Genomic DNA, 18,039 nt, shown 5'->3' on the forward strand with positions numbered 1-18,039 from the left:
CAGAAACATTTTATTTCAAAATAAATCAGCATGAATCAACAATACAAAATTGCCATCATCGGGCTTGGTTATGTAGGATTACCTCTGGCGATAGAGTTCAGTAAAAAATATACTGTATTGGGGTTTGATATTAACAATGACAGGATCCGGGAACTTTCCAGTGGTAAAGACCGCACAAGAGAAGCAGGCCCGGAGGAGCTACAGGAGGCAATAGCGGGCAGCAGGGAACGGCCTCCGATCAAATTCTCCAGTAATGTGCAGGTACTTGTGGATTACAATGTTTTCATTGTAACCGTGCCTACCCCTATTGACCAGTTCAAAGCTCCCGACCTTCAGCCCCTATTAAAAGCTAGCGCCATGCTGGGAAAGCAGCTAAAAAAGGGAGATATTGTCATTTATGAGTCCACTGTATACCCCGGTTGTACGGAAGAAGATTGTGTGCCCGTGCTGGAAAAAATGTCCGGCCTTACTTTCAACAAAGATTTTTTCTGTGGTTATTCACCTGAAAGGATCAATCCGGGAGACAAAGTCAATACTCTCACCAAGATCAAGAAGGTTACTTCCGGTTCTACGCCTGAAATAGCCGAGATAGTGGACAACCTTTACGCTAGCATCATTTCCGTCGGTACGCACAGGGCTCCAAGCTTGAAAGTAGCGGAGGCCTCCAAAGCGATCGAAAACGCACAGCGGGACGTGAATATAAGTTTTGTGAACGAACTAGCACTCATATTCGACAGGATGGGCATAGACACTACCGATGTCATCGAAGCAGCAGGCACCAAATGGAACTTCCTCAAATATAAACCGGGTTTGGTAGGCGGCCATTGCATTGGCGTAGACCCATATTACCTGGCCCATAAAGCGGAATCGCTGGGCTATCACCCACAAGTTATACTCTCCGGCAGAAGGGTGAACGACAACATGGGCATGTTTGTAGCTGGGAAGGTGATCAAACTCATGATCCGCAAAGACCTGAAAGTCCATGGCACCAGGGCACTGATCCTAGGGATTACCTTCAAGGAAAACTGCCCTGATATCAGAAATTCCAAAGTGATAGATATTGTGCGGGAGATGGAAGAGTTTGGTGTAAAAGTAGACGTTTATGATCCTTATGCAGATCATAATGAAGTAAAGGAGGAATATGGCATTTCGCTCATTAGTAAAATTGAGTTGCAATACGATGCCATTGTGCTGGCTGTGGCGCATAAGGAATTCTCGAAGCTTGATTTCAAACAGCTGAAAAACAGTCACAATACAGTTATTTTTGATACAAAAGCATTTATCAATAGAGACATAGTAGATGCAAGATTGTAATAGTATTTATATGATACCATTTAATGTTCCACTGATTACCGGTAAAGAAAAACCTCTGCTGGATGAAGTATTATCGCTAAAAAAACTATGCGGAGACGGTTCATTCACAAAAAAATGCCACGCCTGGCTGGAGAACTTCTACCAAGCACCCAAAGCCCTGTTAACAACCTCCTGTACGCATGCGCTAGAGATATCCGCGCTGCTTGCAGGTATCGAAGCCGGGGATGAAGTCATTATGCCCTCGTTCACTTTTGTTTCTACCGCCAACGCCTTCGCTTTGAGGGGGGCGAAAATCGTATTTGTGGACGTTGATCCCGCTACCATGAACATGAACGCTGAGAAGATTGAATCTGCCATTACGCCACGCACTAAAGCAATAGTGCCTGTTCACTACGCCGGCGTATCCTGCGATATGGACAGTATTATGGGGATTGCTGCTAAACACGGCCTACTAGTAATAGAGGACGCAGCGCAGGCCCTTCAATCGTTCTATAAGGGAAAGCCGGTAGGCAAATTCGGGCATCTCAGCTGCATCAGCTTCCACGAAACTAAAAACGTTCACTGCGGTGAAGGCGGTGCTCTAGTGATCAATGAAGAGCTTTTTGCAGAAAGGGCCGAAATTATTCGTGAAAAAGGAACGAACCGTTCCAGGTTCCTCCGCGGACAGATAGATAAATATACCTGGGTAGACATTGGTTCCAGCTATCTTCCCAGCGAGCTGAATGCAGCGTTCCTGTACGCCCAGTTGGAGGAATCTGCCTCGATCACTCAAAAAAGACTAGCTATCTGGAACTCATACTATTCAAAGCTCAGCTTGCTTGAAAAAGAAGGACTGATCAATTTCGCCTCCATTCCCGCTGAAGTAAAGCATAATGCGCATATGTTCTATATCAAGTTAAAAAACATCGAACAGCGTCAGGCCCTGATCAGTTTCCTGAAGGAAAATGGCGTGCAGGGTACCTTCCACTATGTTCCCCTCCATTCTTCCCAAGCAGGCTTGCAGTTCGGACGGTTCCAGGGTGTTGACGAATATACCACCACCGAAAGTGAAAGACTCCTAAGGCTGCCCATGCATCTGAACCTGGATGAAGCCGCAGTGGAAAAAGTCTGTGCTGAAGTAACCCGCTTCTTTAAGCCCTAAAAAAATATGCTTGTGCTATTAAAAATACTTCGGAAAATCAAACACGCTGTTGCGCCACTTTTTACCAGTACTTCGTCTATTAAGTACTGGGAAAAAAGGGCCAAGCAATATGGCGCCAGATCAGTCATTCATTTAGGACATTCGGAAGAAGAACTGGCTGCCATTACTCAAAAACAGCAGAACATCCTTTTCCCGCTCCTTCAGAAAGAACTGAAAGGGGACGAAAAGCTACTACTGGATCTTGGCTGCGGACCAGGCCGTTTTACGCACGACCTGGCGGTCCTCTGCCATTGCCAAGCCGTAGGCATTGATCCAATCCAACATCTGCTGGATATTGCGCCGGCTTCTCCCCTGGTAAACTACAACCTCATGAAAGAAGGCATCATTCCACTTGATGACAACAGCGTGAACATTACCTGGATCTGTCTCGTGCTTGGCTCTGTAACCAACATGACCGTGCTGGAAAAGACAGTAAGCGAAGTGCTGAGGGTAACAAAACCCGGAGGGCTTGTATTTCTAGTTGAAAAGACCTCCGAAGACCTCTCCAATTACAAAACCAAAACAGTTGCCTTTTACGAATCGTCCTTCAAAGTATTTAATCTCAGGAAAATAGAAGAGTACCAAGATCTGGAAGACTGCAACAGCATTTTCATTGGCCGTAAACCTTAAAGAGAGCGAAGTGAAATTCTAGGTCCAATGTGATATGAAATATTCAATATGAGTTTAAAAAAGAACTTTCTGATTTATGGGCTTGGTAATATGTTGTATACGGCCGTTGTGTTGCTGCTTGTGCCCATCTATCTGGAAAAGCTCAACATTACCGACTATGGGCTGTATTCCATTTTCTATGTGACGGGCAACCTTCTGAGCGTACTGTTCTCGCTTTCCGTTTCCAATGGGATATTACGTTATTTTTCAGAATATAGCGGACTTAAGGAGCGTAAAGAGGCCGTATCTTCGCTACTGGTAATTTTTTTCCTCATCTTCCTTGTCATTGCCGGCCTGACCTTCGCAGTGCGGGCGGCTGGTTTCAATGTACTTGAGGCATTCAAATTACCCGATAACCCTGCGTTTATTTCGCTGATGCTGACATGGGCATTTAGCCGTATTCTCTTCAACATGATTCTTGGCGTATTGCGTGCAAACAATGAATCCATAAAGTATGTAATCCTGTCCATCTCTGACGTACTAAGCCTGTTCTTGATTAATTATTTTATCATTTACCATACCGCCTTTGCAGTAGAGCACATATTCTGGGGTTATACCATTTCTTCCCTGCTCAGTGTATTGACGGGCAGCATTTTTATTGCCCGCTATTTTGCTTTCCGACTGCACCAGCCCGCTGTAAAATACCTCGTGACCTACGGCATGCCGCTTTCCATTGCCAACACGATATCTTACCTTATATCTTATGGCAACCGTTACTTTCTGTTGTATTTCACCAGCGAAAGGGAAGTAGCGATATTCGACGTTGCACAGAAAATAACCGGCATCCTAGGAATTGTACTGGTAAACGGATTTATGATCGCATTCACCCCGTACTACCTTTCACTGCACCAATCCGCAACCGCCCTGGAATTCAACAGCAAGATCAATCTAGTGCTCGCCATTTTCACCAGGGTCTTCTTTTTTATGGGTGGCGGCGTCATTGTTGCCGATCACTATTTCTTAAGCCTATTGTCCAAGCCGGAGTATCTGTCGTCCAGCTTTTACACCCCTTTCCTCATCATGGCCAATGCGTTCAACGTCCTGTTTATGCTACTGGCCATGACCACCAATATCCATAAGCGAACTAGCATTGAAATGTTCATCACTTGCATTATGCTGATAATGGGCATGTCAGCAAACCTGTTGTTGATCCCTCTCCTGGGCATGATAGGCTGCGCTATTAGCCAGATAATTATGACATTTGCCGGTTTTATTGCAATCAACATTTATAATAAACGGAATTATCCGTTGAATTATCAATTGAAGCCGCTTGTGGTGTCTATTTTCATATTCATTGCTGTTACCGTTTCGGATTATTTTATTGTACGACTGGAAATTCCGGTGTCCTATAAATTGCTAGTATCCGCGCTGGCTCTTGCGCTTTCTGGTCTGCAGTTCCTGCCGAGTCTACCCGGGTTGAAAGCAACATTACAATCATTTACAAGGAATTCGTTATGAAGATAATACATTTAAGAGACCAATACCTCAGGGTTAGCTTTGTTTATTTCCTGTTGAAGGGGTTCAGAAAGTATGAACACTGGGTAGCATGCCGGGAGATCATTACCCGCGACCTTAAGTTGTATCCTTATGGTAAGATCATCAAGACATCGCGGTTGTTTTCTTTTACCTGGTTGTTAGACAAATTCCTAACCGTAAAGATGAAATTCAAAGCGCGGCCGGTCAACGACTGGGTTGCCTACTATCAACTGTTGAAGGAAGAAGCCGATATACTAGTGCTTCACGCGCATATGGGACCGCAAGGATATTATGCGATACCGCTGGCCGAAAAACTGAAAAAGAATCTTTTCGTGACCTTCTATGGCTCAGACATGTCGGACGTGCCGAAACTGCCTGGGTGGGACGAACGGTATCATACACTGTTTCACAAAGCTGCCCGTATTATTGTGGAGGGGGAATTTATGAAGGGCAAAATAGTGGAGCTGGGCTGCCCTGCACATAAAGTGGCCGTGGTGCGCATCGGCATTCCTCTGGGAGATATTCCTTTTTCATATCGCAAGAGGCCAGTGGGCGGGGAGCCGCTCCGAATACTAATGTGTGCCAACTTCTATCCCAAAAAAGGATTCCTCAGAGCGCTGGAGGCTTTCAGGATTATGCTTGGAAAAGGCTTCAGTTTTCAGGCCCAGATCGTGGGCAGCGGTCCACAAGAGCAACAGATGAAGGAATACGTAAATGCAAACGGCCTGGCTTCCCGTGTCACTTTCCTCGGCTCCAGAACACTTCCGCAGATCTACCAGCTATCGCAAAACATGCACCTGTTTTTCCATCCTAGCGAAACCGCTCCCGATGGCGGCTCTGAAGGCGGGGCACCCACCATCATTCTTGAAATGCAAGCATTAGGACTCCCCGTGATAGCTACTACCCATGCAGACATTCCGCACATCATCCCGGAAGCGAACCATTTTCTGGCCGCTGAATATGATGCTAAAGGGCTGGTTCAGCAGTTTGAACGGCTGCTGGCAATGGATGACTGGAATGCATTGTCAGACAGAGGCCTTAAATTTGTGACCGAATATCACAGCAACATTGCCTGTGCCGCAAGATTGGAAGAACTGTATGCACAATACAATAAAACCAGTTAGTAGTTGGTATAAAATGAATGACTTTTTTTTAAAATATCACAACGCCGGTCTGAAAAACGTCATGTTCGCCATGCTATTTTTCATCAGCCTCCTGGGATATATTCCTATGTTGCCATACTGGCTGTATAATATTGGCACATTTATCACCATTCCCATATTCATCTTCATAACATCGAACTACTCGAACCGCTTTGTGACGAAGAACGAGATTGCTTTCCTGGGACTTTTTGTGCTCAGCCTCCTGCTGTCTTACCTTACCTCTCCCTTCGGGTTCACCATCGCCGGTTTTCTCCGAGCACTGGTGCCGATCATCTTCTATTACCTGGTAAGGGTACTCAATGTAAAAAAAACCGACTTTTATTATTCTGTTCTTTATTACCTGCTCATTCTTTCGTTCCTTGTGGCTGCGTACCAGTTCTTTTTCCAGCCCGCGTATATCATCAACGACGACGGCGCCTGGGAAGAAGTAGAGGGTGTACTTACACTGATGAAACGACCAGTTTCCTACTTGGGAAACTCGAATGTATTTGGCGTATTCACAGTATTCTGCTTCCTGATATTGTTTACGGAAGGCAACCAGCGGCTCACCAAAAATCAGAAGGTAGCGCTGTTCATCGTTACCATTCTCAACCTCACCCTGTTTTCCAAGTCAAGAACCTCGCTGGCAGCATTTATTGTAACACTGCTGATATACCTCTTTCACAAACGCAAGTTCATTCCTTTGTTAGTCGTTTTCCTATTCTTTTTGGCAGGGATTGCTTATGTGCTTTCCAATTATGAGCAAATTGAGGCTATAGATAATATCTTCCGGCTGTCCAGTCTCTCCAGTGAGGATCGCAACTCGTACAGCATCAGGAGCGAGATTGCGAAATTTGCCATCCCACTTATTGGAGAGCGACCGTTCTTTGGGGTGGGCGTAGGCAATGAACAGCAACTGATGATGAGTACCGGCGCACCGCACAAAGGCATGGAATCCGCTACCCTTTTGCTTCTGATAGAGCGGGGCATATTGGGATATTTGATATATCTTTACATCTTATTTTCAAAATTTTTACTTGTTAAAAATAATATCACGAGGATCCTAATCGGCCTGGTAATGATTTCCGTAGACTTTACAGAAACAGTTTGCGTAATACCTCAATTAAGCACTTTTCTGGCCATTTATCTTGGGGTAACCTGGAATACTGTGAACCAAACAGATAATAAATTGCTATAAACTAACGTATGGTATGCTGTTTAATTCTATTGCTTTTCTCATATTTTTCCCGATCGTAACCATATTGTATTTTTTGCTGCCTCACAAATTCCGCTGGTTGCTGCTCCTTCTGGCCAGCTGTTATTTCTACATGTACTTTGTGCCTGTATACATCTTGATCCTCTTTTTCACGATCATTATAGACTATATTGCCGGCATCTGTATCGAAAACGCCAAAGAACCTAAACAGCGGAAGGTTTACCTCGTTATCAGCCTCATCGCGAACATTGGTGTACTCTGTTTCTTCAAGTACTTCAATTTCCTTAACGATAATCTCAGCCTATTGCTAGGTGGCTTGGGCCGGCAGAACCCCATTCCCTATCTACAAATACTTCTGCCCATCGGGCTTTCATTCCACACCTTTCAGGCCATGAGTTATACGATTGAAATATATAGGGGTAATTTCAAGGCTGAAAGGCATTTTGGCATTTATGCACTATATGTAATGTTTTACCCTCAGTTGGTGGCAGGCCCCATCGAAAGGCCACAGAACGTATTGCCGCAGTTCCATAAGGTGCAGCGATTCAATTATGCCAACCTTGTATCCGGCCTCAAACAAATGGCTTGGGGTATGTTCAAGAAAGTGGTTATAGCCGACAGGTTGTCAATTCTAGTAAACACTGTAAACGACGACGTATATGCCCAAAACGGCTTCGGACTGCTCTTGGCTGCCTATTTCTTCGCATTCCAGATCTATTGCGATTTTTCCGGATATTCAGACATCGCACTGGGGGCAGCCAGGGTAATGGGAATCAACCTCATGAAAAATTTCGATAGGCCATATGTTTCCCAGAGTATATCCGAATTCTGGAAACGCTGGCATATTTCTCTTTCAACTTGGTTTCGAGATTACCTTTACATCCCAATGGGAGGAAACCGGACGAGCTCAAAATGGAAGCATTATTGGAACCTATTTGTTACATTCCTGGTAAGCGGCATTTGGCATGGTGCAAACTGGACTTATGTGATCTGGGGCGCGTTACATGGATTCTACCTCGTGTTCGCCCTCGTAACACGGCCCTTCCGCAACAGGCTGGTGCAAATGGCCGGCCTGAAAAAGGGCAGCTGGTTTTACCGATTTGTGAATATGATGGTCACTTTCCACCTGGTGCTGATAGGCTGGGTGTTCTTCCGCGCTAATACCGTAAATGAAGCATTTTATTCTCTGAGAGAAATCATTAACTTTTCCGGTTATCGATATTCTTTGGAAGGTCTGGGACTCAATTGGATGGAAATAATAGTGGCTATCAGCTCAATTTTTGGGTTGCTGATACTTGAATACATTCATTCAAAATATAATTTAAGTAGCGTGATTGGCACTAAACCATTGCCAATCAAATGGTTAGTTTATTGTTTATTTATCATTATTATTGTACTTTTTGGAGAGTACAAAGGTCAACAATTCATATACTTTCAATTTTGATGAAAAAACCACTGATCCGGTTAAAAGCTTTTATTTTGTTGCTAATTTGCTTAGCTACATGCCTGCATCTGTTTCTGGTTGAGGGTTTGCGACGAAATAGCACTGGAAATTACGGCATATGGAACCAGCTGATTGCTGGGGAGGCTGCGGCAGACGTTATTTTCTCCGGTTCATCACGCACTTTCCATCATTTCGACCCGGCAATCGCTGAAAAAATAACTGGTCAACGCTGCTTTAACATCGGGTCAGATGGTTCCTTTTTCGAAATGCAACTGCCCAAACTACAAACTTACTTTCAGCATAACCCCACGCCCAAAATATTAGTGCAAGGGCTGGACCTCGAATCTCTTGAAACCAGGAAGTACGTCTGGAAAGGCGAACAATACATTCCTTACCTTTATATCCCACAGATATACAAGCAGTTGCGAAGTATAGAACCTGATTATTGGTATTACAAATATATTCCTCTCTATGCCTTCGGCAAATACGGATTCAGAACCGTACTGTGGTCGCTAAACGGATACCTGAAGCTCAAAAAGGAAACTGTTATCAACAAAGGCTATTTGCCTATAGACGCCAGGTGGAAGGAAGATTTCGAGAAGTTCAAAAAACAATACCCTCATGGGGTGAACTATCCAATCGAAAGCTCCGCAATCAGCAATCTTAAAAAGATCATCACCGAAGCGCAGTCAAAAAATATACGGGTGGTGCTTGTTTACACGCCCGAATACTTTGAGAACTATCCGTTGAGCCGCAACAGGGACAAGATATTAGAGACTTACCGGTCTATCGCAGCAGAGCACCAGGTGCCTCTCTGGGATTACTCTAGCACCCCTATTTGCTATGACAAAAAATATTTCTATAATTCGCAACATTTAAACAAAACAGGGGCCGAGGCATTTACAGCGCAGTTTGCCACAGACCTTAAGAAATATATGAATTCAAACATTTTTGCGACTCAAATGAAATAACCTGAATGATATTTGAATAAAACAGCAACATGAAAAAGCATAAAATTGGTATAATTGGATTCGGAGGAGCGGGAATAGCCCTATTTCAACATTTTGAAAGATTTTCGGATTGCAGTGTTACCAGTGTATTGGATATAAAAGAAACCGCCTTTGAAAGGGCTCGATTTTATTTGCCTAGCATCTTTACCACTTACAGCCTTACGGAATTCCTTAACAGCGGGATAGATATCGTTGTAGTAACTTCCCCTGACAATACCCACGCGGATTATATTGCCGATAGTCTTAGCGCCGGCAAGCATGTACTTTGCGAAAAGCCGCTGACGGATTCCATCGAAGGCATTCGCAAGATCCTGGATGCTATTGCTCGCCATCCCGGGCAGGTGGTAGGTGTACAGCACCAGATGAGATGCCTGCCAGTGCATACGGAAATTCACAATATTGTACGCCAGGGCCAGTTGGGAAAGATCGGCTACATAGAAGGGTATTACGTGCACAACCTTACCAAAAGAGCTTTCGAGTATGACGAATGGCGGTTGAGAGACAATGCCACGCCGCTTATTTACTCTGGCATTCACTTCGTTGACCTGCTGCGTTGGATCATGAAGGATGAAGTAGTGGAAGTATGTGGCATGGCCAACAACATCTGCTTCCCGGAATACCCGGAAAGTGATCTGAATGTGATACTGCTCAAATTCCGGTCCGGTGTGATAGGTAAAGTGGTGACTGCCTTCGGTGCCGGAAGGCCGCAGGACCATACAGTACAGATTTATGGCGATCAGCGGAGCATTTTCAACAATATGCTGTTTGAAAAAGATGGCGGTTTCAAAATCTTCGCACGGCCGAAGAAAAATACGCTGCCCGGCCGCAAACAGGCCTTTATTAAAGATCTTGCCATCACCGGCTTTTCCAATATGTTCGAAAAACTCATGAAGATATATCCGTACAATGCACAGTACAATATAGGTTTTTATCCGATCAGGCTATATGAACATTACCTGGCAGTAAACCAATCTGCCAAAAATTTCCTGGACGCAGTAAACGGCGAAGCGAAATTACAATGTACCGCGTTGGATGCCGCAAGATCTGTTGCCGTAGCCCTCGCTGGAGTAGAAGCCTACCGCACAGGGGCCACCGTACAAGTAAAAAAATACTGGCCTAAAGAATTAGGTCAACTCTAATAAAGATGCAATGATCACAATTATAGATTACGAAGCAGGCAACATCGGGTCCATCCTGAACATGATCAAAAGAATCGGGGGGAAAGCCTGCATTTCAGGAAACGCTGACGAGATCAGGATCGCTGAAAAGCTGATCCTCCCCGGCGTTGGCCATTTCGACTATGGAATGTTGCAACTGCGCAAATCCGGCTTGTCAGAAGCCCTACAAGAGGCTGTCATCCGTGACAAAAAGCCAGTGCTTGGCATTTGTCTGGGTATGCAGCTGATGACACAGCGGAGTGAGGAAGGTGTGCAGCCCGGCCTTGGATGGTTCAACGCTACCGTGAAAAAATTCCAGTTCTCTGACAACGAGGTAAAACTGAAAGTGCCTCATATGGGATGGAACCACGTTTCACTGGTAAATAAAAACAGCCGGTTGTTCAAAGACATGCCCGAAGATCCCCGCTTTTATTTCGTGCATTCCTTTTATGCTTCCGCTTCTGACCCAGCAGAAGTACTCACCACCACACAACACGGGCTGGAGTTTGCATCGAGCCTGGAAAAAGGTAATATTTACGGTGTACAGTTTCATCCGGAGAAAAGCCATAAATATGGCATAAGATTACTTCAAAATTTCCTTGACATTTAATATGCTGAGAGTTCGAGTCATACCTGTTCTGCTATTGAAAAACAAAGGCCTGGTGAAAACGGTTTCTTTCAAGAATCCAACCTACATCGGAGACCCTATAAACGCAGTGCGCATCTTCAACGAAAAAGAAGTAGACGAGTTGATGCTGCTAGACATTACCGCCAGCGTAGAGAACCGAGAACCCAACTACGCCTGGATAAAAGATATATCAAGTGAAAGTTTTATGCCCATCGGCTACGGTGGTGGCATACAGACGCTCGACCAGATCAAAAAGCTCTTTAACCTCGGCGTAGAAAAAGTGGTTCTTAACAGCGCCAGCACCAACCTTGAACTGATCCGTTCCGCAGCGGCCATCTTTGGCAGTCAAAGCATCGTAGTTTCTATAGATGTAAAAAAAAGTTTCTGGGGAAAATATGAAGGTTTCACGCATAGTGGCAGCAAAAAACTACCCATTCCCCCATTGGAACATGCCATAAACTGTGTGAACGCCGGCGCCGGTGAAATATATCTGCAGTCCATAGACAAGGAAGGGCACATGAAAGGTTACGATCTCGACATAACACGCCAGTTCAGCAACGCTTTGACAGTGCCTGTAGTAGCTTCCGGTGGTGCGGCGGATCTTGCTTCCATGAAAGAAGTGATCTCCTTCGCGGGTGCTTCAGCCGTATCTGCAGGCAGTATTTTTGTATATAAAGGTAAACACAAAGCCGTATTGATAAATTATCCTTCTCAGGAGGTCCTCAAAGAATACTTACCATGACCGATAAAAGACCATATCAGATCTGTAGCCGTTGTATAATGGACACTAGCGACCCGGATATACAATTTAACCAGGAAGGCGTTTGTAATCACTGCACGCGGTACACCGATTTGATTGATACTCGTGTGTTTCGCGGCAATCTAGCCACGCAAAAACTAAAAAAGCTGATAAGCCGGATCAAAAGAGACAAACATAACGCTGAGTATGACTGCATTATAGGTGTTAGTGGTGGCGTAGACAGCACCTACGTAGCCTATCTCACCAAAAAACTAGGCCTTAATCCTCTCGCTGTTCATTTCGATAATGGATGGAACTCGGAGTTAGCGGTGAGTAACATCGAAAAAACGCTAGACAAACTCAATATCGATCTGTACACCTACGTAATCGACTGGGAAGAATTTAAGAACCTGCAGCTTTCCTTCCTGTATGCCTCCACACCTGATGGCGAAGTGCCTACGGATCATGCCATCAACGCACTACTTTTTAAAGAAGCCGCCAAAAGAGGCATTAAATACATCATCAACGGCATGAACTTCGCTACCGAGTCCCTCGCAGTAAAAAAATGGGCTTATGGTCATTCCGACTGGAAATACATCAACGCGGTACACAAAAGATTTGGTATCGTCAAGTTGAAACATTACCCTCACTTTAGTTTCCTCGACCTTTTTTACTATATCTTCATTCGCCGTATAAAAGTGATCAGCATTCTCAACTATATTCCTTATGACAAAAACGAGGTGATGAAAATATTGCAGAATGAGTTGGGTTGGCTATATTACGGCGGCAAACACTACGAATCCGTTTATACCCGCTTTTACCAAGCTTACATCCTTCCCAGGAAATTCAATATAGACAAACGAAGGGGCCATTTATCCGACCTCATTCATGCCGGCCAGCTGACCCGGGACGAAGCACTTGAGCTTATCAAAGACCCGGTGGCCGATATGAATATGCTGGAGCAAGACAAGGATTTCGTGATAAAAAAGCTGGAACTTGATCCCACTAAATTCGAAAGTATCATGCGGGCACCGCCTACCACTTACGAATCTTACAACAACAGCGAAAAGGGCGTAGCCCGCCTGAAAAAATTTCTTAACTGGATGCGCAAAAAAGGTATATACTCAAAATAATATGACAATACTTCATATTTGCAGTGACTACGCCAAACAAAGCATTTATAATAACCTAGTGACCTCGTTAGGCCGTCAGGGGCATTACCAGATTGTATATGTGCCTGTACGCACTGCTTATGAAGTAGGTCTGTATCAGAATAGCACGCTTGAAAATACAGTATACCATTATGCACATATCCTGAAAAAATATCATCGTCTTCTATTTCATCTCAAAATCCGAACGGTGCTGAAAGATCTCGCATCTCGCACCGATCCTAGTGCTGTTGACATTGTACATGCCCACTTCCTTTTCAGCGACGGAGCAGTGGCCCTTCGACTCAAACAGCAATACGGCAAACCGTATATCGTGGCAGTGAGAAATACAGATATCAATATATTTTTCAGGTACATGAAACACCTTAAAGGCCTTGCCTATAAAATATTGCGGGAAGCCAAACAGATTATTTTCCTTTCCCCGTCATACCAGGAAAAGCTGCTGAACGACATTCTCCCTTCTAGTGTAGCCCGCGCCATCAAGAATAAGTGCATAGTAGTGCCTAATGGCGCAGATGAGTTCTGGTTTGATCACATGCATGAACGTCGCGAATTAACCACAGACACACTACGCCTGCTGTACGTAGGCGATTTCAGCGTCAATAAGAATATACCCAGTATTATCTCTGCTGCAAAGCGGCTGGCTACCGTGCGCCCCGTGCAACTCATTATACTGGGCGGAGGGGGTAACGGCGACAAAACGGTAAAGACAGCGGCTATAGCTGAAAAAGCCCTTGTTACCCTCCTCCCCCGCACCAGCGACAAAAACGAATTACTGGAACAATACCGAAAAGCAGATATTTTTGTAATGCCCTCGCTGTTCGAAACTTTTGGCATTGTATATATCGAAGCCATGAGCCAGGGACTGCCAGTAATATACACCGAAAGCCAGGGAATAGACGGCTATTTCCCGGAAGGACAGATAGGCTATCATGTGAACCCACATAACGTACAAGATATTGCGGACAAAATAAATGCGATAGCAGGAAATTATGCCCAGATGGCCGCTGGTGCAACCCAGGCGGCGGAAAAGTTCCGCTGGTGCAAAATTGCGGACACATACACCCGGATCTATAAAAGTTAAAACCAGGAAAATGACAAAAAACATCAGATTTGCTATTGTCGGATGTGGCAGGATCGCCCAAAGACACGCAGAACATATTAAAAACAACGGCCTGCTCACGGCTGTTGTCGATATTGACAAGACGAAAGCGGAAGCGCTTGGCAGTAGATACGGTGCCAAGGTGTATGCCGATATTGATACCCTTTTGGCAGAAGAAAAGGACATAGATGTAATATCTATCTGTAGTCCCAACGGTCTACACGCGGAACATAGTATCAAATCCCTTAATGCCGGCTTTCATGTATTGTGCGAGAAACCCATGGCCATTTCTGTACACGACTGCGGCGAAATGATAAAAGCGGCAGAGAAAAACAATAAACGCCTATTCGCCATCAAACAAAACCGTTTCAACCCACCCGTCACGGCCGTAAAAGATGCTATGGAAAAAGGTGCGCTCGGGAAAATTTACAGCGTTCAACTTAGTTGCTTCTGGAACAGGAACGAAGACTACTATCGTAATTCCTGGAAAGGCACGCAAAAACTCGACGGAGGTACCTTATACACGCAATTCAGCCATTTCATTGACCTCCTTTACTGGATTGTGGGTGACATCAAAAAAGTACATGCCATTACTCGCAATTTCGCGCATAAAGACATCATCGAATTTGAAGATACCGGTGTGGTGGTAATGGAGTTCTACAGCGGGGCTATTGGCACTATCAATTACACTGTGAATAGCTACAAAAAAAACATGGAGGGCTCACTGACCATATTTGCGGAAAAAGGCACTGTAAAAATCGGTGGACAGTACTTGAACGAACTGGAATACCAGCAAATTGAAGGCTTCGAGTTTAAAGACCTGCCGGAAGGTAACAAGGCCAATAACTACGGAGCGTACCAAGGTTCTATGTCCAATCACGATAAGGTGTATGAAAATCTCGTTCAGGTTCTAAACAACGGGGCCTCCATTTCAACCAATGCCTTTGAGGGACTTAAGACTGTTGAGATCATTAATAAAATATACACCTCAGCGGAAAATAATTAACAGTATGATGCAGGAATACTTTTCAGGGATAAAGGACGTCAAGATGGGAGAACATGTTAAAATTGTACATCCCGTGAACATGTACGGCTGTGAGGTCGGTGACGGAACGTTCGTTGGCCCCTTCGTAGAAATTCAGAAAAATGTTATCATCGGTAAAGATTGTAAAATCCAGTCGCACAGTTTCGTATGTGAACTGGTAACAATCGGTGACAATTGTTTTATCGGCCACGGTGTCATGTTCATCAACGACCTTTTTTCCGGTGGAGGCCCGGCTATGGGAGACATCACCAAATGGCGAAAGACCAGCATTGGCAGCAAGGTATCCATCGGCTCCAATGCCACCATCCTCCCCGTCAACATCTGCTCCAACACCGTTATAGGCGCGGGTGCCGTGGTAACGAAAGATATTCATACGCCAGGCGTATATGCCGGTAACCCTGCTAAACTAATCAAAACACTATGAACACAATCAGAAAAGTACCATTCGTAGATCTCAAATCTCAATACATTTCTATAAAAGACGAAATAGATAAGGCCATCTACAATGTGATCAGCGAAACTGCTTTTATCGGCGGCAAATACGTTAAGAACTTTGAAGAGGCCTTCAAAAGCCTGTATGGTGTAAAACATTGCATCGGCGTGGGTAATGGTACTGACTCTTTGTACATTATCATGAAAATGCTGGGCATTAGAGAAGGCGATGAAGTGATCACCAGCGCATATAGCTGGATCTCCAGCTCCGAAACCATTTCGCAAACTGGTGCTAAACCCGTATTTGTCGACATTGATGAGTTTTATACGATCAATGCCAACATGATTGAAGCAAAGATCACTCCCCGGACAAAAGCCATCATTCCCGTACATATTCACGGCCAGGTGTGCGACATGTCCAAACTGAAAGCCATTTGTGATAAACATAAGCTTTTCCTCATCGAAGACTGCGCGCAGTCGCATTTTTCTCAATACGGCGCCCAACGCGTAGGTACTATAGGCATTGCCGCTTCCTTCAGTTTCTACCCAGGCAAAAACCTCGGCGCATATGGCGATGCCGGTTGCATTCTTACCAACGACGACAATATCGCCTCCGCCTTCAGGATGTATGCTAACCACGGTGCGCTCGTAAAACATGCGCATAAGATAGAAGGCATCAACAGTCGTTTGGATGCGCTACAGGCTTCCATCCTTACTGCTAAATTACCTTACATTCTCGGCTGGACAGCCAGCCGGCAGAAAAACGCCGGGATCTATACCAGCCTGCTCCAGAGTGTGGAAGATATTGAGCTTCCCGCTGTTCGAGTCAACACCTCGCATACTTTTCACCTCTACGTCATCAAAACATCCCGTAGGGATGAACTGAAAGCCTACCTGGGTGAAAAAGGCATCGAAACCGCCGTGCATTACCCCACAGCGCTACCCAACCTGGAATGTTATCGGCATCTGGACCTGAAACAGGATGACTATCCTGTAGCCACCGGCAACCAGCAGATGCTGCTTTCTTTGCCTATGTACCCTGAATTGACACAGGACGATATCGAATACGTAACCGGTCATATCATGGAATTTTTCAAAATAAAAAAATGAATATTTGGTACATCTGCAAGTATGCTTCCCCCGAGAAATATTTTTTCGGCACACGGCATTTTTACTTATCTGAAGAATGGGTAAAAATGGGGCACGAGGTGTCCATCATCACTTCCAATGCCAGCCATATGAGTGACAACCTCCCCAAATTCAAAGGGAAAATGTTTTTCGAGGTCATTAACGGCGTAAAAACATTCTGGCTGAATACTTACAGAAGCAAAACGTCTACTGGCATTTCACGGTTCTTAAGCTGGCTGCATTTTGAATGGCAGGTGCTCACCATGCCAAAGCAAAAAGCAGGCAGGCCTGATGTCGTCATTGCATCATCTCTTTCCCTGTTTACAGTAATTTCCGCTTGGATATACGCACGCCAGCACAAAGCCCGCTTGATCTTTGAAGTACGCGACATCTGGCCACTTTCTGCCATTCTACTCGGCAATTACTCCCCCAAGCATCCAATTATTCGCCTGCTGGCCATGATCGAAAAGTTCGGCTACCGAAAGGCAGACGCAATTGTAGGCACCATTCCCAACTTGCAACAGCATGTTAGGAATGTATCAAGCTCTAGTGCGCCCGTATACTGCATTCCGCAAGGCCTCAGCCTTTCTTTTTACGAAAAGCAAGAATCCATTCCTCCAGGCTATTTTAACGCGATTCCACCGAATGCGTTCGTGGTTTGCTATGCCGGGACCATCAGTATTAACAATCCCCTCTCTACCCTTGTGGAAGCCGCACGCCTGCTGAAAAACGAGCGGGATATCTATTTCGTAATTGTGGGAGACGGATCCAATAAGCCCAACCTGCAAGAAGAAGCTAAAGGCCTCCCCAACGTATTATTTCTTCCCCCACTGAAAAAGAGCCAAATAAATGATCTGCTAGTCAAGGTACATGTATGTTACGACAGTTTTGAATCTTTTCTTGCTGCATACGGTCTTTCCCGTAATAAATGGATCGACTATATGTATGCAGGGAAACCCCTGGTATGCTCCTACGACGGTTTTCAAAGCATGGTAAACGAAGCAGGCAACGGAGCATTTGTGAAGTATGGTGACAGTCGAGCACTGGCGGATAAACTGTATGAATACTACTTGACTCCTCGCACCGAGCTCGCGGAAATAGGGCTGAAAGGCAAGGAATTCCTGTTAACACATCGTACATTTGATCGCCTTGCTAAAGAATATTTGGCTATTTTTACCTTATAACCAA

The 18,039-nt window shown here is 44.9% G+C and carries 17 protein-coding genes; all 17 read left to right on the forward strand.

All coding sequences use genetic code 11. The features are described from left to right. Window positions 1-30: 30 nt before the first annotated feature. From D3A97_RS05430 to D3A97_RS05510, 17 genes are read left to right on the forward strand one after another with little or no spacing between them, the layout of a single operon-like run. A complete protein-coding gene (locus D3A97_RS05430) occupies window positions 31-1,314 on the forward strand; it encodes a nucleotide sugar dehydrogenase (protein WP_119077384.1) in 1,284 nt (427 codons plus the stop codon). Between the two features lie 10 nt (window positions 1,315-1,324). After that, window positions 1,325-2,455, forward strand: coding sequence for a dTDP-4-amino-4,6-dideoxygalactose transaminase (gene rffA, locus D3A97_RS05435; RefSeq protein WP_119078442.1), 1,131 nt, complete (start codon window positions 1,325-1,327; stop codon window positions 2,453-2,455). A 6-nt stretch (window positions 2,456-2,461) separates the two neighbouring features. Beyond that, the gene (locus D3A97_RS05440; protein WP_119077385.1) at window positions 2,462-3,124 is read left to right on the forward strand and encodes a class I SAM-dependent methyltransferase; all 663 of its coding nucleotides are present in this window, start codon (window positions 2,462-2,464) and stop codon (window positions 3,122-3,124) included. A 48-nt stretch (window positions 3,125-3,172) separates the two neighbouring features. Continuing rightward, window positions 3,173-4,621 (forward strand): lipopolysaccharide biosynthesis protein, encoded by a 1,449-nt coding sequence (locus tag D3A97_RS05445; protein ID WP_119077386.1) that lies wholly within the window; start codon window positions 3,173-3,175, stop codon window positions 4,619-4,621. After that, on the forward strand, window positions 4,618-5,763 hold the full coding sequence (locus tag D3A97_RS05450; protein ID WP_119077387.1) for a glycosyltransferase: 1,146 nt from the start codon (window positions 4,618-4,620) through the stop codon (window positions 5,761-5,763). The genes D3A97_RS05445 and D3A97_RS05450 overlap by 4 nt, the downstream gene beginning before the upstream one ends. Window positions 5,764-5,776: 13 nt before the next feature. Further along, window positions 5,777-6,979, forward strand: a complete 1,203-nt coding sequence (locus D3A97_RS05455) for an O-antigen ligase family protein (protein ID WP_157986367.1) — start codon at window positions 5,777-5,779, stop codon at window positions 6,977-6,979. Window positions 6,980-6,992: 13 nt separating this feature from the next. Continuing rightward, the gene (locus tag D3A97_RS05460) at window positions 6,993-8,441 is read left to right on the forward strand and encodes an MBOAT family O-acyltransferase (RefSeq protein ID WP_119077389.1); all 1,449 of its coding nucleotides are present in this window, start codon (window positions 6,993-6,995) and stop codon (window positions 8,439-8,441) included. Continuing rightward, a complete protein-coding gene (locus D3A97_RS05465) occupies window positions 8,441-9,412 on the forward strand; it encodes an SGNH/GDSL hydrolase family protein (RefSeq protein ID WP_119077390.1) in 972 nt (323 codons plus the stop codon). The genes D3A97_RS05460 and D3A97_RS05465 overlap by 1 nt, the downstream gene beginning before the upstream one ends. A gap of 29 nt (window positions 9,413-9,441) precedes the next feature. Continuing rightward, window positions 9,442-10,590: a Gfo/Idh/MocA family protein gene (locus D3A97_RS05470; RefSeq protein ID WP_119077391.1), complete on the forward strand. Its 1,149-nt coding sequence runs from the start codon at window positions 9,442-9,444 to the stop codon at window positions 10,588-10,590. A gap of 10 nt (window positions 10,591-10,600) precedes the next feature. Next, complete coding sequence (hisH, locus tag D3A97_RS05475) at window positions 10,601-11,218, forward strand: imidazole glycerol phosphate synthase subunit HisH (RefSeq protein ID WP_119077392.1); 618 nt, start codon at window positions 10,601-10,603, stop codon at window positions 11,216-11,218. Between the two features lies 1 nt (window position 11,219). Next, the gene (locus tag D3A97_RS05480) at window positions 11,220-11,978 is read left to right on the forward strand and encodes an AglZ/HisF2 family acetamidino modification protein (protein WP_119077393.1); all 759 of its coding nucleotides are present in this window, start codon (window positions 11,220-11,222) and stop codon (window positions 11,976-11,978) included. Then, a complete protein-coding gene (locus D3A97_RS05485; RefSeq protein ID WP_119077394.1) occupies window positions 11,975-13,108 on the forward strand; it encodes an N-acetyl sugar amidotransferase in 1,134 nt (377 codons plus the stop codon). The genes D3A97_RS05480 and D3A97_RS05485 overlap by 4 nt, the downstream gene beginning before the upstream one ends. A 1-nt stretch (window position 13,109) precedes the next feature. After that, on the forward strand, window positions 13,110-14,228 hold the full coding sequence (locus tag D3A97_RS05490) for a glycosyltransferase (protein ID WP_119077395.1): 1,119 nt from the start codon (window positions 13,110-13,112) through the stop codon (window positions 14,226-14,228). Between the two features lie 10 nt (window positions 14,229-14,238). Next, complete coding sequence (locus tag D3A97_RS05495) at window positions 14,239-15,252, forward strand: Gfo/Idh/MocA family protein (protein WP_119077396.1); 1,014 nt, start codon at window positions 14,239-14,241, stop codon at window positions 15,250-15,252. 43 nt (window positions 15,253-15,295) lie between these two features. Further along, entirely contained in the window at window positions 15,296-15,715 is a 420-nt protein-coding gene (locus tag D3A97_RS05500; protein WP_232825854.1) for an acyltransferase, read from the forward strand. Beyond that, window positions 15,712-16,833 carry a DegT/DnrJ/EryC1/StrS family aminotransferase gene (locus D3A97_RS05505; RefSeq protein WP_119077398.1) on the forward strand — a complete coding sequence of 374 codons (1,122 nt, stop codon included), beginning with the start codon at window positions 15,712-15,714 and terminating at the stop codon, window positions 16,831-16,833. Before D3A97_RS05500 ends, D3A97_RS05505 begins: the two co-directional genes overlap by 4 nt. Continuing rightward, window positions 16,830-18,035 (forward strand): glycosyltransferase family 4 protein, encoded by a 1,206-nt coding sequence (locus tag D3A97_RS05510; RefSeq protein ID WP_119077399.1) that lies wholly within the window; start codon window positions 16,830-16,832, stop codon window positions 18,033-18,035. The genes D3A97_RS05505 and D3A97_RS05510 overlap by 4 nt, the downstream gene beginning before the upstream one ends. The last annotated feature ends 4 nt before the right edge of the window (window positions 18,036-18,039 follow it).

This window comes from Chitinophaga alhagiae (assembly GCF_003568665.1).
Lineage (GTDB): Bacteria > Bacteroidota > Bacteroidia > Chitinophagales > Chitinophagaceae > Chitinophaga > Chitinophaga alhagiae.

Bases quoted from the DNA above. Each gene is read 5' to 3' on its own strand.
- D3A97_RS05465 (WP_119077390.1), top strand. From the start codon at position 8,441: ATGAAAAAACCACTGATCCGGTTAAAAGCTTTTATTTTGTTGCTAATT.
- D3A97_RS05440 (WP_119077385.1), top strand. From the start codon at position 2,462: ATGCTTGTGCTATTAAAAATACTTCGGAAAATCAAACACGCTGTTGCG.
- rffA (WP_119078442.1), top strand. From the start codon at position 1,325: ATGATACCATTTAATGTTCCACTGATTACCGGTAAAGAAAAACCTCTG.
- D3A97_RS05480 (WP_119077393.1), top strand. From the start codon at position 11,220: ATGCTGAGAGTTCGAGTCATACCTGTTCTGCTATTGAAAAACAAAGGC.
- D3A97_RS05505 (WP_119077398.1), top strand. From the start codon at position 15,712: ATGAACACAATCAGAAAAGTACCATTCGTAGATCTCAAATCTCAATAC.
- D3A97_RS05445 (WP_119077386.1), top strand. From the start codon at position 3,173: ATGAGTTTAAAAAAGAACTTTCTGATTTATGGGCTTGGTAATATGTTG.
- D3A97_RS05500 (WP_232825854.1), top strand. From the start codon at position 15,296: ATGGGAGAACATGTTAAAATTGTACATCCCGTGAACATGTACGGCTGT.
- D3A97_RS05455 (WP_157986367.1), top strand. From the start codon at position 5,777: ATGAATGACTTTTTTTTAAAATATCACAACGCCGGTCTGAAAAACGTC.
- hisH (WP_119077392.1), top strand. From the start codon at position 10,601: ATGATCACAATTATAGATTACGAAGCAGGCAACATCGGGTCCATCCTG.
- D3A97_RS05495 (WP_119077396.1), top strand. From the start codon at position 14,239: ATGACAAAAAACATCAGATTTGCTATTGTCGGATGTGGCAGGATCGCC.
- D3A97_RS05490 (WP_119077395.1), top strand. From the start codon at position 13,110: ATGACAATACTTCATATTTGCAGTGACTACGCCAAACAAAGCATTTAT.
- D3A97_RS05510 (WP_119077399.1), top strand. From the start codon at position 16,830: ATGAATATTTGGTACATCTGCAAGTATGCTTCCCCCGAGAAATATTTT.
- D3A97_RS05485 (WP_119077394.1), top strand. From the start codon at position 11,975: ATGACCGATAAAAGACCATATCAGATCTGTAGCCGTTGTATAATGGAC.
- D3A97_RS05430 (WP_119077384.1), top strand. From the start codon at position 31: ATGAATCAACAATACAAAATTGCCATCATCGGGCTTGGTTATGTAGGA.
- D3A97_RS05450 (WP_119077387.1), top strand. From the start codon at position 4,618: ATGAAGATAATACATTTAAGAGACCAATACCTCAGGGTTAGCTTTGTT.
- D3A97_RS05470 (WP_119077391.1), top strand. From the start codon at position 9,442: ATGAAAAAGCATAAAATTGGTATAATTGGATTCGGAGGAGCGGGAATA.
- D3A97_RS05460 (WP_119077389.1), top strand. From the start codon at position 6,993: ATGCTGTTTAATTCTATTGCTTTTCTCATATTTTTCCCGATCGTAACC.